Genomic DNA, 15,281 nt, shown 5'->3' on the forward strand with positions numbered 1-15,281 from the left:
AGCCCTTGCAATTTAACAAGGGCTCTTAGAGTTTGACAGGGATCTCATTACTGAGACCGCTTCAACATCAAGGGGTTAACTTTATAAAATTATCAATATCTATTGGATCACTGTAATCTATGGTCGACAAGTCAAATCCATTTAGTTGCATAAACTCCTTTTTGAATCCGTCATAATCCCCAATCACAGTAAAATTGTCTGAATTCATCGCTTCTAACAGCTCAGAAACGTGGTGTTGAGTTTCAGGATCAAGTTCGTGTTCGTCCATTCTTAATAAGCGTTCACCATCCAAAGGTACTAATTTTTGACCATACAATTTAGTACTAAAGAGGCGCTGCATTTGCTCTATACATCCTTCGTGCGTGCCACTTTGCTTCATGATTTTATAGAGAGCTAAGATGTAGGGTGATAACGCAGGGATGAATACGCTCGCTTTTGTCACTAAAGCTTTACACACCGTTGCATAGGCGTTGCCATTGAAGTTGGCGAGTTTTAGATTAAGGGAATGACTCGTTTGATGTAGATCTATTTTTGCGCGGCCAAGGGTTCCATCGAGATAAATAGGGTGGGTGGCTTGTGGCCCAACATAAGAGAAAGCGATAGTCTTACAGCCATCAGCGATTGATTCAGCGTTGATTAGAGTATCGATCCAACTTTCCCAGTCTTCTCCTCCCATGACTTTTAGGGTTGCGAGCTCTTCATCGACAGTTGCTGGTTCAATGGTAGTTTCACACCAGCGATCGTGTTCAAGTGAAATAGTCGAACCAGAAACACTTTGCCCGATCGGCTTTATCGCCGATCGCCAAAATTCTTCAGAGCCTGGCTTTGGCCTAATCCCTGCAGCGAGGCTATAAATGACAAGATCAACTTCACCTTCAAAATATGTTTCGATAGCCTCGACAACTTGTTCTCTCGTTTGAGTAGAAAAAGCATCACCAACTATATTAATCGCTTGTCGTTGCTCTTTTTCAGCCTCTTGTTTGAAGAAAATATTGTTGTACCAGCCTGCGCTACCTATCGATTTTTCACTAGGTCCACGCTCAAAGGAAACTCCAATTGTATCGGCTTCTGCTCCACCAAATGTTAAAGCAATCCTCGCGGCGAGCCCGAATCCAGAAGAAGCACCAATAATGAGAACACGTTTTGGGCCTTGTTTAATAGGGTTGGCTGTCTTTACGTATTGGATTTGTTGTTTAACCGCTTCTTGGCAGCCTAGGGGATGGGCATTTTTTGCAACCACCCCTTTAATTACAGGTTCAATGAGCATAAATAACCTTACAAGTGTCGAGGATATGCACTCAGGTTAACGTAAAGCTTTGTAAACTTTATTGAGCTAGACACGCAAAATCTAAAGATATTGGTATAATTTTTCAGCCACGAAGTCAGCAATCCAAGGTTGGGCGGCCGGTTTCGGATGTAGACCATCTTTCATCATCCATTCCTCTTTTAAAATGATGTGTTCTAAAAAGAAAGGAATTATTGGCGTGTTTGTCTGGTCTGATGTTGAAGTAAAGACACTTTCAAACATCTGGTTATAGCGTTTTCCATAGTTTGGCGGTATACGTATTTGCATAAGTACTGCATTAGCACCGGATTCTTCCACCTGCTGAATGATTTGTTTTAGGTTGCCTTCGATCACATTAGGTGGGAAGCCTCTTAATCCGTCATTTGCACCTAGTTCAATGAGAACGACATCAGGTGTGTGCTCTTGGAGCAGTTGAGGAAGCCTAGCTAAGCCATTACCTGTGGTATCGCCAGAGATACTGCCATTGATAACTTTTACACTTTTTCCATGTTGTTCAAGTGATGATGGCAGTAGAGTTGGCCAACTTTGCTTGATATCCATGTTGTAGCCAGCGCTTAAGCTGTCGCCGAGGACTAACAAGGTAGAGCTTTGGGCAAAAACATTAGTAGAAATAACGAATATAAATAAAAAGGAAATCAGTCGCGTCATGCATACATCCATAATAAAAGCTGAATCTGTTACCAAACTAGTTTCTACTAATCAGGAACAATTAACAATCCTCGAAAACGTCGACCTCAACATTTTAGAAGGCGAGACAGTCGCAATTGTCGGTACATCAGGGGCAGGTAAGTCCACATTAATGACTTTGCTTGCAGGATTAGACGTTCCAACAAGCGGCGAAATTAGCCTACTTGGAAAAGCGCTTTCGCAGTTGGACGATGAAGACCGAGCCGCCATTCGAAGTGAATCTGTCGGTTTTGTATTCCAAAGCTTTCTGCTAATTCCGAGTTTGTCGGCTTTACAGAATGTTACTTTACCTTGCTTATTAAAGGGTGAAGATGAAGACATCGAGCGAGCCAAATCTCTGCTTGAATCGGTAGGGCTCAAGGATCGTGTTGACCACTTACCATCCCAACTCTCTGGGGGCGAACAGCAACGTGTCGCGCTAGCTCGCGCCTTTATGATCAAGCCAAAAATTCTGTTCGCTGACGAGCCAACAGGTAACTTAGATCAACAAACTGCGGCGAAAATTGTAGAGCTGCTTTTTGAATTGAATACTCAGCACGGTACAACGCTTGTTTTGGTCACTCATGACTCCAAATTGGCAGAACGATGCCAACGTACACTGACGATGCAGTCTGGTCACTTGAAGGAGTCGTAAATTGAAATCTACTAATGGACTAAATAAGCGACTGCTTTCCTGGAGTATCGAAGAAATTCGTCATGGTCAGCTGTGGCCAGTTTCGATCGCGCTAACTTTAATTATCGCTTGTGTTTTCGCATTATCAGCACTGGCAGAGCGAATGGAGCAGGTGATCGTTAAACAGGGTAAAGACGCTTTAACCGCAGATAGCGTTTTTATATCCGCTAACCCGTTGCCGGACACATTACTGAATCTAACCAATCAATCTAACTTAGCGCGTTCGGAGTTAACACGTTTTCAAACGATGGCGTTCAGTGACAAAAGCATGCAGCTAATTACTGTAAAGGCGGTAGATGATGCTTATCCTCTTCTAGGCGATATGGAGCTGACCAACGACGTTGAAAGCGTTCACCAGGTATCTTCTGGTCAGCTTTGGTTAGACGAACGTATCTTTTCTCAGTTGGAAGTGTCAATCGGTGACAATGTCACTATTGGAGACGCAGACTTTACCGTTTCAGGTCGTATTAGCCAAGAGCCAGGCTTGAGCTTCAACCCTTTCCAACAAATGCCATCGGTCTTAATTCATAAAAGCGACGTAGACAAAACCGGTGCCATTCAACTTGGTAGCCGCGTTCAGTTTAGGTTGTTTTTAGCGGGTAGTGACAGTGAAATCCAAACCATTAAAGACCAACTCGAATTAACACCGAGTGACCGCTGGCGTGATCAGGATTCAGCGAGCCGAACCAACGAAATGTTTGAGCGTACGACTCAATATTTATCACTGACTGTGGCTATCGTTGTGATCATGGCGGCAACAACACTTGTGCTTACTTGCCAGCATTATGTCGCTAGTCGTCGTAAAACCATTGCAATGCTTAAAAGCTTAGGCGCGAGCAAACGCTGGATAATTCGTTGGCTATCAGTACAAGTATTACTACTAGTAAGCATTGCGGCAGTGTTTGGTGTTGCGATTGGCATCGGTTTAGAGGTGTTGCTCCGTATACCTTTGGGCGAACTACTTCCTACGCCGTTACCTTCTTACGGTATACAGCCAGCGTTAATGTCGATTCTATCTAGTGTTTTAATCGGCATTCCGGCATTGGGTATCCCTCTTATAGGTTTAGTTCATACATCGGCCGCCAGTGTGATTCAAAGTGGCCACCAAAACCAAGAAAGTAAGGCGAAATACTTACTGCTCCTGGTACCGGTTATTCCAATGCTTTTAATGTACGGTGATAACCTACTGGTTTGGATTGTGATTGGAGGAATCGCATTACTGTTCGCCGTATTAGCCCTAGTCAGTATGCTTCTGCTTCGTGGTATCGCAAAACTACCAGTATCAACATCAATGCGACTTGCGCTAAGCCGTATTAATCGCTCTCCATTTGCAACTGGTATTCAGTTTGGTGCGTTATCGCTGTCTTTGATGCTGCTTTCAATCATTTGGTTAGTTCGAACTGATCTACTGACCGACTGGCAACAGACTCTGCCGGAAAATGCACCGAACGCTTTCGCCTTAAATATTGCGACGTATGAAAAAGACTCGTACTTACAAACGCTCGATACAGAAAACATCGAACGCTCACAAGCTTACCCGATCATAAGAGGGCGCTTATCATCTATCAATGGCGTGGAAGCGAATGAATATGCCAAAGATACCAGCAACACAGATGCTTTAAGGAGAGAGATCAACTTTACCTGGGGAGAAACACTTCCTGACTATAACGACGTACTTGAAGGTACATGGCAGCCTCAAAATGGCGTATCGGTTGAAGAAGAAGTGGCAACAGAGTTAGGGATAAGAATCGGTGATGAGCTGACTTTTACAATTAACAGCCAAACTGTCACGGCAACGGTTAATACCATTCGCCACGTAGAATGGCGTGACATGAAGCCGAACTTTTATTTCATATTTAGCCCAGATGTATTGAGCAGTATTCCATCCACTTGGCTTGTAAGCTTTAGAGTTGATGATCAGCATAATCAGTTGCTCAATGATTTGTCGCGTAACCATCCGACTGTCAGCTTAATGGATATTCGTAAAATGGGCGACAAAATCCAGCAATTGCTACAGCAAATCGTATGGTCGATTACGGTATTAGCGGCGCTAGGCGTTGTGGCTGGTTTACTGCTCATTTTCACACTGTTAAGACTAAGCCTATCTCAGCGCCAGCAAGAAATCCGTTTGTACCGAACATTGGGTGCAAGTAAAAAGCGCATACTAAATACGATTTGGAGCGAATACGGACTGATGGCGATCGTTGCGGGTTGTATAGCAAGCTTAGGTGCCGAAATCAGTGTCGCGGGTGTTATGAACTTTGGTTTCGAACTAGGCTCGACACTGCATCCAACACTGTGGATAGTGTTACCAATCCTAACTTTTGCGACTTTAGCGGCCGTTGTAAACAGCTTGCTGAAAAAGCTGTTAGTCCCTGTAAATAAAGACTTCGCGTAACCTATAACAAACGTTATCAACAGTTATCCACAAAAACGGTGGATAACTTTAGGGATAACTCATTAGTGAAATAAGGGGAGTTCCTCGCCAGGCTTTATTCGGCGTAACTTTGAACAAACTGGCGATGGTTTTCCCACTTTCAAAATTAAAATAGGCGTATTGAGTCAAGAAAAAAAATGAATTTTTTTTATCTGGTCTTAGCAGTAATAATCTAAGACCTTGAAAAAAATGTGATTTAAATCGTTGTGATTCAACAGTAGAATACTCACAGCTAAAGTTACTTCCATAGAAAGCAATGACAACTAAACAAACGGATAAAATTCAACCATCTATCGCAATTATCGGTGGAGGAATAGCCGGTTCAACCGCAGCCATTCACTTTAGTGAGCTCGGTTACCAAGTTACGCTCCTGGAAAAGGGGCCAAGTTTGGTTAATGGGCCACCAATTTGTCATTTACATGCTGGCGGTAACCTGTATCGTGATATTTCTGAGCAACAATGTTTAGAGCTTCTAAGGCAGTCAATCGATACTGTTCGTTTGTTCCCTCACTCATTGAATATCCGCCCAACTATCATTGCGGTTCCTCATTCAGATAGTGGTTCTCCACAGGAACTATTACCTAGACTGAAAATCATTACTGACGCATACCGACATTTGATCGCTCAAGATGCAAGAAACCAAGTTTTGGGTTCACCTGAAGAGTATTACAAACTGTACGATAAACTGGATTTGCTTAACTTAGCGACTAGATCACAGCCTAAGCAGCCTAAAACGCTTGATGATTGGTGTATTCCTTTTGCAAAGCATACAGACTTAGAAACACTCAAATATCCTGTTGTCATGGTTCAAGAATACGGACTGAGCGTATTTCGTCTGTCTGCTACCGCTCAACTCGCTTTAGAACAGTTACCTAATTGCCAAGTCTTAACGCACTCGAAATTGATATCGGTAAGCCAAGAGCGAGGGCAATGGCAACTCCAATACCGTAACCAACAGAATCAACTTGAAGAGCTCACGTGTGACTATTTAATTAATGCCAGCGGCTTCGAAACGGGCATTGTCGACGACATCGTAGGGTCACAGCAGCAGCGCTTAGTTGAATTTAAGGCTGCGTATGTCACCCAGTGGCCAGAAAACAATGACGAATGGCCTGAAGTCATCTTTCACGGTCCACGTGGCACACCACAGGGCATGGCACAATTGACTCCTTACGCAGATGGCTATTTCCAATTGCACGGTATGACCGAAGGCATCACGTTGTTTGAAGATGGCTTGGTTGCATCTTGTGATGTGTCGTCACAACCTAAACTACCTCAACGCTTAATAAAAAAGATCGTATCTGGCTGGACGACTGAACAGTTAGAGGAAAGAACTAATGCCGCTATTCAGCATATGGCTCAATTTGTTCCTCAATTTGAAATGGCGAAAGTAGGGGGGAAACCACTCTTTGGAGCGCAACAAATCCCCGGTTCTGATCCTAGCTTAAGAGCCGCCGATGTTTCCTTTTGCGGCGAACGATACGCTAGAATCGAAATGGTTAAGGCTTCGTCCGCATTAGAAGCGGCCAGTAAGATAAGACATCAATGGTTCGAGATGCCAGAAAAGCCCTCAGAGTATGACCTTGATGATATTGAAGTAACACATTCAGTGACAATGTCACTTGAATTATCCGAAGTCGAAGATCTCGCTATATCACTTACCGATGATAGAGGTTACCCGAACGCACTGGCTAAGGTTTCTGGTCAACCTCACTCTTTATAGCTCATAAATTAAAAAGCGAATTACTGCTAAGTAATTCGCTTTTCCCGTTTAGATAAACGAAACCACTAGGCCTAATAGCCGAAGAAGTTTGCCCACTGACACCACACATCTTGAAGACCTTGCCGATCACCTTTAACAAATCGAACCTTTTGGCCTGGTTTTGCTTGGGCTAATCTAGGTAAATCAATCCTAGCCACGCACCCCAGTTTTGGATAGCCGCCTATTGTTTGTCTGTCATTAAGCAAAATGATCGGCTGACCATCATCAGGAATTTGAATGGCTCCTAGGGCGATGCCTTCGGATAACATACTCTTCGAAGGTGGGGTGATTGAAGGCCCATTCAAGCGATAACCCATTCGATTCGCATGCTGATCAACGTTAAATTCAGAACCGTAAAACTGGGATTTATCGTCAGTTGAAAACTCCCCACATTGGTAAGACTCGATGACTCTTAATTTTAAAGGGAGGTTATAATCGGGTTTAAAGCGAAACGTCAGCCTGAGAGGTTTATGCGTTGCACCGATTGAATGTGCGTTAAATAATAGCTTTTGATCACTGGTTAGTGAACTGCCTTGGTTCGCACCACCTAACTCATCACGAACCACAGTCGAAGCGCTGCCTAGCGTTAGCGGTACATTAAAACCACCTTTTACTGCTAAATAAGCTCTTAAGCCATTCTTGGGTAACCCGAATGTCAAAATCTGATGCTTTTGGGCCGAAAAGGTACTCCAATTCGCAATTGGCACATCATCAAGTTTTGCGCCAAGATCTCCACCACAAATTGCCAGTTCGCACTGGTGGTCAATTCGTATCGCAACTTGACCTAAGGTAATTTCGATGACTGACTGATTAACGGAATTACCCAATAGATGATTTGCCCAGCTATAGGCGTAGTCATCGACTGGGCCGCCTTGTGTTATCCCTAAATGACTCAGTCCAAAACGTCCAAAGTCTTGAATTAAACTAAGTTGACCTGGCTTGATAACAGTGAGGCTGACATTGTTTGGATGAGTCATAACTCTTCGCCTCCCAACGCCAAATATGTGGGGTAATCTATCGCTTCAAACTTAACTGAATCTCCAATGGAGAAAACAGAGATCGAATCTGCTGAATGCTGGTTGGCTCTAGTCAAATCAAAAAGCGGAATAGGGCAATTACCTATGATATTCCAACCTGCAGGAGACTGTGATGGGTAAACTGCTGTTTTTGAATCTGCTATGCCTATACTGCCTTTTGGCACGGAAAGCCTTGGTGTGGTGAGTCGAGGCATTGAAATCTTGTCACTTACATCGGATAAAAAAGCAAAGCCAGGTGAAAAGCCAATTGCACTCACGCTGTAAGTTTGAGACGTGTGGATTTCAATCAGCTCATCTAGATTTATACCCTTAGTTTCAAAACGACTAAAATCAAGCGCAGTCTCGCGTGAGTAATATGCGGGTAACGTTGTTGTTTTTACTGAGTGCGATTGAGAGTTAAATGAAAATTCATGGGAAAGCTGACGTAGTTGAGATACAAAACTGCTTTCGTTAATTCTATATGGCAGGTAATCGACCAAAATAGAATTATAAGAAGGTGTGACATTCATTATCATCGCGCCAAATCGCTTACGAATATCCGTTGCTAACGCCCCGATCAGCATAGAATTCTCTGCGTTAACTTCGGCTAAAAACCGTAAAAGAATACTGCATTCCGCTATTGGTTCAATTGAGAATCTTTCTTTATTCATCGCGACTCCATTCGCCTTTTATTATTTAAGCAGATCACTAACTGTTATTAAGGGTTTGGCTGATCTTTTGGATCAACGCGATAGATTGTGGATTATCACCGTGAACACAAACCGTATCGGCTTCAATTTTTAATATAGTCCCGTCGATAGCAGTCACGCTTCCAAAGTTCGCTAGTTGCATCACTTGATTGTATATATCGTCTGCGTGGGTAAGAACCGAATTATCAAGATTTCTCGGAGCAAGTTTACCATTGCTTAAATAGGCTCTATCTGCAAACGCTTCAAATAACAGCGGGACATCGTAGTCATCAGCGATATCAAGATATTCTTGATTATCATTAGTCGCTAGGATCATCAGTGGAACATTAAACATGGCAACAGATTCGATGATCGCACGATAAATATTAATATCCGCCATCATGTCATTATATAAAGCTCCGTGGGGCTTAACGAAATCGACATAGGCGTTCTGATGGCGAGCCATTGCTTGCAACGCGCCAACTTGATAGGTCACCAACTCAGATATTTGTTGGGGAATATGCGGGATAGAGCGACGCCCAAAACCTTGCAAGTCTAGATAACCAGGGTGGGCACCGATTTTCGTATTGTAGTGCTTAGCCAATTGAATGGTTTTTGCCATAACGTGGGGGTCAGACGCGTGAAAACCACATGCTATATTGGCCATATCCACCCAGGGCATGACAAGCTCGTCTTCGCCCATCTTCCATTTACCAAAACTTTCACCCATGTCGCAGTTAAGCTGAATTCTTGTGCTCGTCACTTGCTATTTTTCCGTTAGCTTCTGTAAATTAAGACATTCTTATAAATATTAGTAATAAACAGTGATCGTTGTCTCTATTTAACTCATAAAAAATTAAAGGAATGCCATTTTGTTTATACTAGGCCGTTGATTAAATGGTCAATATCTCTGGCAAACTGAATACTTCATGAAACTACCTCCACTGTTAGTCGCGATGACTTGTTGCTCTTCAGCCTCACTCCAAGCCCATGACGCGACTGTAGATCTATTAATGTCGATGAGTTTGGAAGAACTTTCAATGCTCGATATTGAGATGAATACCGCGACAAAAACGACACAAAAACTGACCGATATTCCTTCCTCTGTTTATGTACTTTCCAATGAACGAATTCAACGTAGTGGCGTAAGAACGCTAGCTGAAGCGCTCATGCTCGTACCTGGGTTAAAAGTCACTAAGTTTAGTGAAACTGAATGGTTTGTTTCTACACGTGGTTTTCATGACGGTTTGTACAACAAAATGCTAGTAATGATGGATGGGCGCAGTTTGTTTAGCCCCGTGTACGGTGGTACCTATTGGACTAACGTCGACTACATCTTAGCGGACATAGAACGAATTGAGGTACTGAAAGGCCCTGGAGGAGCGATTTGGGGTGGTAATACTGTAAATGGTGTCATCAACATTATTACCAAGTCAGCTAAAGATACTCAAGGCACATACGTATCTGGCCTTACATCCGGCTCGGATAACTTTGAATTGAGCGTTCGTCACGGTGTTCATTTAAACGAAGATATATACGGCCGTGCTTACTATAAGCACAAGCAAGAACCAAGGTTCAACAATAGTGGCTCTACAGTATGGAGCAATGAATCCGCTGGGGTAGTCATTGAAAATGAACAACATAACTGGGTACTAAGGTTTGGTGGATTACGTACCTCTTACCACCAAGATTGGGGAACATTTGTCTATGATACGAACGGTGTCGCTACAGATTATGTGGAAGATAATTTTGATATAGAAAGCCAATCTACTTATGTACAGTTTAATAGCCGTCTTGATATTGATGAAAATACAACACTTGCATACTCCTTTTGGGCCGAGAATGCTGAAGATAACGCACCAGACGCTCCAGGAAATTACACCACCGTAGATTTAGACTCTACCGTTAATCATCGAATAAACGATAAACATCAACTTGTAGTCGGTGGTGGTATTCGATACATGGCACTTGATTTCAGTTCAAGCCAAATGAACGATATCGATTTACATCAAATGGAGTGGTATCGCCGTGCTTACGATATAAAAGAAGCCAATGATGTCATTGTTAACACTTATGTACAATCTCAGTACCAGTGGACCGAACAATTCAGCACAACACTTGGTGTAAAAGTTGAATATTTCGAACAGAATTCTTCGCTGGAACTATCACCTCAAGCGAGAGCAATGTATCAATTAGATGATCACCACTCATTTTGGACTGGTGTAAGTCGGTCTGTTGTATCACCTTCATACATGGACAGTAATTCGACATATTTTTCGACACATTACAGTGATGATTGGGGATATTTCTATACTACAACTTTAGGTTCCGATTCATTAGGCAATGAAAGTGTAATAACAGGAGAAGTGGGCTATCGCTTGGCTTCGGGAATAGGGTATGAGCTAGACGCAACAGTATTCATTAGTAAGTACTATAATGCTCGCTCCATTGAAGGCGGAGCCTATTCAAGTGAATCTCCTTATATGTGGGAATCGACCATCGATGATAATTACTCAGTAAAAACACAGGGGGTTGAAGTTGGAAGCCATTACCTGATATCAGAAACCATTACTGGCTATCTTTCATACGCTTACCTTGAATCAGAAGGCACCCAAGAAGAAAACCCGAATAATTTAAGCTCCGATAGCCAACTGTATGGCATTGACCAAGAACATGTTGGTACGATTCAACTTATGTGGAACGTAACAGATTCAATTCAGCTCGATATACTAGGCAAATACCATAACGTTACCTATTCAGATATGGCTTCCTATGAAGCGGTTTATGGCGACATCGATCCTAACCTTGCGTTTGATGCTCGCGTTGCTTGGAAAAAGAATGAATCCGCGCCGTTATTTGAAATGATAGTAGAGAACATAGGTCAACATGATGGTAACCAAACCGATTGGTCCACCAGCAAAAGTTCGAATGAAGAATCTGTTTATGTAAGGGTTTCGCATGAGTTTTAAGTCTAGCTCTCGCTGGGTCACTGCGATCTTTTCTGCCTTACTACTGTTTTCTCCGAACGTCGCTGGGGCGAACTTTAAACCTTTCCAAATTAAAGCGGTGTATATCTTCAGAATCGCAAATTTCGTACGTTGGGATAATGAAGACACTAAGCAAACTCTTACTTTCTGCGTAGAAGGTGCGCCAAAAATTAAGAAAGTACTTGGGTCAATTATTGAAGGAAAAACGATTCGAAGCATGCCACTTCAACTGGGCCAATTAAAGATATCTAAGAGCTGTGATATCGTTTTTATCGCACAAAAAGACGCTAAAGATATGATGACAGGAGACACTCTTCATCGGTTAACGATTAGCGATAAAAAAGAGTTTTCAAAATATGGTGGTGTTATTGAACTTCAAACTGTCTCTAATAAAATAAAACCAAAAATTAATTTAGAAAACGCACACTTAGGTAATTATACTATCGGCTCTAATTTGTTACGCATCGCTGTCGTGGAGGGTTACTAATGCAGTCACCACTTCGTCATTTATCCCTCAAGAACAAACTGTTGCTCCCAATACTTCTGTTTATTGGCCTTACATTTTTTGCAACCCAGTTTCTAAATTACACTGTCACGTATGAGCGAGAAAAACAGAACCTAGTTCAACGAGTTAAAGTATTAGCGAAAGGTGTGGCTTACAACCTTCAAGCGGCAATCCTATTTGATGATTCAGATTCAGCTAATGAAATTCTATCTGCATTTAGCGCAGATAAAGATATCGTCCGAGTTAAGCTGTATGACCTCGAACAACAATTATTTGCCATATATCGGCAAGAAGGCGTGAACCCTCCCGTTCCAAACCAAGTTGAACGTGAAGCCATTTTAGATAAGAAGTTTGCTATCGCAAGTGAACATATATTTCTACTTGTGCCGGTCACCTTAGAAGGTGAAAACATCGCTTATTTAAGAGTTACGATTTCAACGAAAAGCTTTAAAAACATCCTGTTTACCATCATTAAAAATGGCGCGATTTATTTAGGGCTATTGGTTGTCCTGGGTTCTCTTCTGTATAAATTAGTTCAACGATTCATCATAGAGCCTGTATTTTCACTCAATGAAGCAATGCAAGCATTTGTTGAAAGGCGAGGGAAAGTACCAACTCTTGCAGCTCGTTCGCACGATGAAATAGGCGATTTAGTTAATGCGTTTAACACCATGCTTCAACGTTTAGAACAGCGAGAAAAGCAGGTCTTTTTCACACTAGACAAACTAGAACAAGAAAAATCGTTTGCGAATGAAGTGGTGGAGACGGTACAACACGCATTGGTTGTTACCGATGATAAAGGCAATATCATTCACGCAAACGCGGCTACGCGCGAAATATTCCACTGTACCGCAGCCTATCTAGAAGGCTTAAAGATCCGGGTATTGCTCAATAGTACTGAAAACCCACAAATCCAATCCGCATTAGAGTCCAAGGTTGATCTAAATGATCATCTTCTTGAAACCCAAAACGTTTTTGGTAATAAACAGCAACTCCAAATCAGTACTCGTGGCCTGTCCAAACAGGGGCAAACCCTTTTTGCAATTCAGGATGTAACCGAAATCGAAGCCGCGATGAGTCGCCAAAAGCTAGCGGCTGGAGTATTTGAAAACAGCAAAGACGGTTTAATTGTCCTTAATTCAAAAAGCCGAATTACCATGGTTAACCCTGCAGTTAGCCAGTTACTCGGTTTTGATATCGATGAATTAGTTGGAAAAACACCTTTTGAAGTATTTGAATGGCGTCAGTTTGCGTCATTAATGCCAACTATCGTTGAATCCATTAAGAATTACGGGCAATGGCAAGGTGAAGTGTGGGAGCAACACAAAGCGGGGCACCTAATTCCTATGTTTGTCAAAGTAAACAGAATTGCTACCGATGAACACAAACACAAATTTGACATGGTGCTGATTCTATCTGACCTATCTAATGTGAAAGAAATGGAACGTTTAGAGCATATGGCTCACCATGATGCGCTCACTGGGTTGGCAAACAGAGCGCAACTCTATCGGTTCCTAGATGAGGTGCTCTCTTCGAGTCATTATTCAAGCAGTCCATTTGCTGTGATCTATTTAGATTTGGACGGCTTTAAAGCAGTTAATGATACTTATGGTCATGACGCTGGTGACGAAGTACTAAAACAGGTATCAAGTCGTTTATTAAATCAAGTAAGAGTAGGGGATTTAGTCGCTCGATTATCTGGGGATGAATTCGTCCTGGTGATTCAGCCAGCCGATAAGAATATGATTTCCGCGCTTGCCGCGCGTTTACTAGACTCAATCCAAAAAACGATAACGTATCGAGATCGAGAGCTTTACGTAGGGGCAAGTATTGGTATCAATTTTGTTGCTGATAGTGCACGAGATCTCGATACCATATTACAAGAAGCGGACGAAGCCATGTACCAGGCGAAAAAACAAGGTAAAGGCCAGTTCGTTTTTTTCAGGCATGCCAACAAGTTTGAAAATAATCACCCTGAAACTGTGTAAGTTATTGTATAGTCGCTATAGTTTAGTTAGTTATTGATTCAAAAGGCTTAAAAATGAACGTATTAGTTACAGGTGGTATGGGCTATATAGGCAGTCATACTTGTATTCAAATGATTCACGCGGGCATGACCCCTGTCATTTTTGACAACTTATATAACAGTAAATCAAGCGTTTTAGAGCGTATTGAAAAAGTCACATCAACTAAACCTAAGTTCATCCAAGGCGACATACGCAACCGTGAATTATTGATTCGTGTTCTACAAGAAAACGACATTAAGGCGGTAATACATTTCGCTGGGCTGAAAGCGGTCGGTGAGTCTGTACAAAAACCATTGGAATACTACGACAACAACGTGAACGGCACGCTAGTTTTAGTTGACGCGATGCGAGAGGCTGAAGTCAAGACTTTAGTCTTTAGCTCTTCGGCTACAGTTTACGGCGACCCAGCAAGCGTCCCTATCACTGAAGACTTTCCAACTAGTGCAACAAACCCCTACGGCCGTAGTAAATTAATGGTCGAAGAATGTTTGACTGACTTCCAGAATGCCAACCCTGATTGGAGTATTACGTTACTACGCTATTTTAACCCGGTAGGATCGCACCCAACTGGTGAGTTAGGCGAAGACCCGCAAGGCATTCCAAACAATTTGATGCCGTTTGTCTCACAAGTAGCCGTTGGCCGCAGAGAATTTCTTTCAGTATTTGGTGACAACTACCCAACGAAAGATGGTACTGGGGTTCGTGACTATATACATGTGATGGACTTATCTGATGGTCATGTTGCAGCTTTAAAGAAAGTAGGTCAAAAGTCTGGTTTACATATTTATAACCTCGGTACTGGTAACGGATACAGCGTACTAGAAATGGTTAATGCGTTTGAAAAAGCAAGCGGTAAACCGGTGCCTTACAAATTAGTAGAACGTAGACCTGGTGACATTGCAGAATGCTGGGCTGACCCGGCAAAAGCGCAGGAAGAACTAGGTTGGAAAGCCACTAGAACGCTAGAAGAAATGACAGAAGATACTTGGCGCTGGCAATCAATGAATCCGGATGGTTTCCCTGACTAATCTGGCCATTCTTTCGTATTAAACTTGATAAAAGGCACATTAAGGTGCCTTTTTTGATCTAAACCCAAAAAAAAGTAAAAAATTGGTTAAAAAGTATCATTTGAAATTAATCATGTTAGACTACGCATGTTTTTATTCATCCAAATGTTAACTTTCTTCGGGGT

At 42.3% G+C, this 15,281-nt stretch carries 12 protein-coding genes; 7 read left to right on the top strand and 5 right to left on the bottom strand.

The genetic code is table 11. The features are described 5' to 3' along the window. Nucleotides 1-67: 67 nt before the first annotated feature. On the bottom strand, nucleotides 68-1,267 hold the full coding sequence (fabV, locus tag ELZ11_RS11175) for an enoyl-ACP reductase FabV (RefSeq protein WP_137357482.1): 1,200 nt from the start codon (nucleotides 1,265-1,267) through the stop codon (nucleotides 68-70). A gap of 81 nt (nucleotides 1,268-1,348) precedes the next feature. Further along, nucleotides 1,349-1,954, bottom strand: a complete 606-nt coding sequence (locus ELZ11_RS11180; protein ID WP_137357483.1) for an arylesterase — start codon at nucleotides 1,952-1,954, stop codon at nucleotides 1,349-1,351. Here ELZ11_RS11180 and ELZ11_RS11185 point away from each other — a divergent pair. The 3 genes from ELZ11_RS11185 to ELZ11_RS11195 all read left to right on the top strand — a co-directional run bounded on the left by ELZ11_RS11185 (nucleotide 1,953) and on the right by ELZ11_RS11195 (nucleotide 6,826). Then, nucleotides 1,953-2,627 (top strand): ABC transporter ATP-binding protein, encoded by a 675-nt coding sequence (locus ELZ11_RS11185; RefSeq protein ID WP_137357484.1) that lies wholly within the window; start codon nucleotides 1,953-1,955, stop codon nucleotides 2,625-2,627. The genes ELZ11_RS11180 and ELZ11_RS11185 overlap by 2 nt on opposite strands. Nucleotide 2,628: 1 nt before the next feature. After that, nucleotides 2,629-5,064: an ABC transporter permease gene (locus ELZ11_RS11190; RefSeq protein WP_137357485.1), complete on the top strand. Its 2,436-nt coding sequence runs from the start codon at nucleotides 2,629-2,631 to the stop codon at nucleotides 5,062-5,064. A 295-nt stretch (nucleotides 5,065-5,359) separates the two neighbouring features. Then, a complete protein-coding gene (locus ELZ11_RS11195; RefSeq protein ID WP_137357486.1) occupies nucleotides 5,360-6,826 on the top strand; it encodes an FAD-dependent oxidoreductase in 1,467 nt (488 codons plus the stop codon). Nucleotides 6,827-6,897: 71 nt separating this feature from the next. Here the strand turns inward: ELZ11_RS11195 and ELZ11_RS11200 are convergent, their stop codons facing one another. From ELZ11_RS11200 to ELZ11_RS11210, 3 genes are read right to left on the bottom strand one after another with little or no spacing between them, the layout of a single operon-like run. Next, entirely contained in the window at nucleotides 6,898-7,842 is a 945-nt protein-coding gene (locus ELZ11_RS11200; protein ID WP_137357487.1) for a 5-oxoprolinase subunit C family protein, read from the bottom strand. After that, complete coding sequence (locus ELZ11_RS11205; protein ID WP_137357488.1) at nucleotides 7,839-8,552, bottom strand: 5-oxoprolinase subunit B family protein; 714 nt, start codon at nucleotides 8,550-8,552, stop codon at nucleotides 7,839-7,841. Before ELZ11_RS11205 ends, ELZ11_RS11200 begins: the two co-directional genes overlap by 4 nt. Before the next feature lie 37 nt (nucleotides 8,553-8,589). After that, on the bottom strand, nucleotides 8,590-9,333 hold the full coding sequence (locus ELZ11_RS11210; protein WP_137357489.1) for a 5-oxoprolinase subunit PxpA: 744 nt from the start codon (nucleotides 9,331-9,333) through the stop codon (nucleotides 8,590-8,592). A 166-nt stretch (nucleotides 9,334-9,499) separates the two neighbouring features. On the opposite strand from ELZ11_RS11210, the gene ELZ11_RS11215 reads away from it, so the two are divergent. The 4 genes from ELZ11_RS11215 to galE are packed head-to-tail and all read left to right on the top strand — an operon-like array spanning nucleotide 9,500 to nucleotide 15,117. Beyond that, nucleotides 9,500-11,539 (top strand): TonB-dependent receptor plug domain-containing protein, encoded by a 2,040-nt coding sequence (locus ELZ11_RS11215; protein WP_244291645.1) that lies wholly within the window; start codon nucleotides 9,500-9,502, stop codon nucleotides 11,537-11,539. Next, nucleotides 11,529-12,044: a YfiR family protein gene (locus ELZ11_RS11220; RefSeq protein WP_137357490.1), complete on the top strand. Its 516-nt coding sequence runs from the start codon at nucleotides 11,529-11,531 to the stop codon at nucleotides 12,042-12,044. Before ELZ11_RS11215 ends, ELZ11_RS11220 begins: the two co-directional genes overlap by 11 nt. Continuing rightward, nucleotides 12,044-14,050, top strand: coding sequence for a sensor domain-containing diguanylate cyclase (locus ELZ11_RS11225; RefSeq protein ID WP_137357491.1), 2,007 nt, complete (start codon nucleotides 12,044-12,046; stop codon nucleotides 14,048-14,050). Before ELZ11_RS11220 ends, ELZ11_RS11225 begins: the two co-directional genes overlap by 1 nt. Nucleotides 14,051-14,103: 53 nt before the next feature. Next, nucleotides 14,104-15,117, top strand: a complete 1,014-nt coding sequence (gene galE / locus ELZ11_RS11230; protein ID WP_137357492.1) for a UDP-glucose 4-epimerase GalE — start codon at nucleotides 14,104-14,106, stop codon at nucleotides 15,115-15,117. The last annotated feature ends 164 nt before the right edge of the window (nucleotides 15,118-15,281 follow it).

Origin of the sequence: Vibrio profundi, assembly GCF_005281835.1 — a bacterium.
GTDB lineage: Bacteria > Pseudomonadota > Gammaproteobacteria > Enterobacterales > Vibrionaceae > Vibrio > Vibrio profundi.

What these genes read in the sequence shown, in the direction of transcription:
- ELZ11_RS11180 (WP_137357483.1), bottom strand. Translation starts at nt 1,954, where the DNA reads ATGACGCGACTGATTTCCTTTTTATTTATATTCGTTATTTCTACTAAT.
- ELZ11_RS11220 (WP_137357490.1), top strand. Translation starts at nt 11,529, where the DNA reads ATGAGTTTTAAGTCTAGCTCTCGCTGGGTCACTGCGATCTTTTCTGCC.
- ELZ11_RS11195 (WP_137357486.1), top strand. Translation starts at nt 5,360, where the DNA reads ATGACAACTAAACAAACGGATAAAATTCAACCATCTATCGCAATTATC.
- ELZ11_RS11185 (WP_137357484.1), top strand. Translation starts at nt 1,953, where the DNA reads ATGCATACATCCATAATAAAAGCTGAATCTGTTACCAAACTAGTTTCT.
- fabV (WP_137357482.1), bottom strand. Translation starts at nt 1,267, where the DNA reads ATGCTCATTGAACCTGTAATTAAAGGGGTGGTTGCAAAAAATGCCCAT.
- ELZ11_RS11205 (WP_137357488.1), bottom strand. Translation starts at nt 8,552, where the DNA reads ATGAATAAAGAAAGATTCTCAATTGAACCAATAGCGGAATGCAGTATT.
- ELZ11_RS11215 (WP_244291645.1), top strand. Translation starts at nt 9,500, where the DNA reads ATGAAACTACCTCCACTGTTAGTCGCGATGACTTGTTGCTCTTCAGCC.
- ELZ11_RS11200 (WP_137357487.1), bottom strand. Translation starts at nt 7,842, where the DNA reads ATGACTCATCCAAACAATGTCAGCCTCACTGTTATCAAGCCAGGTCAA.
- ELZ11_RS11225 (WP_137357491.1), top strand. Translation starts at nt 12,044, where the DNA reads ATGCAGTCACCACTTCGTCATTTATCCCTCAAGAACAAACTGTTGCTC.
- galE (WP_137357492.1), top strand. Translation starts at nt 14,104, where the DNA reads ATGAACGTATTAGTTACAGGTGGTATGGGCTATATAGGCAGTCATACT.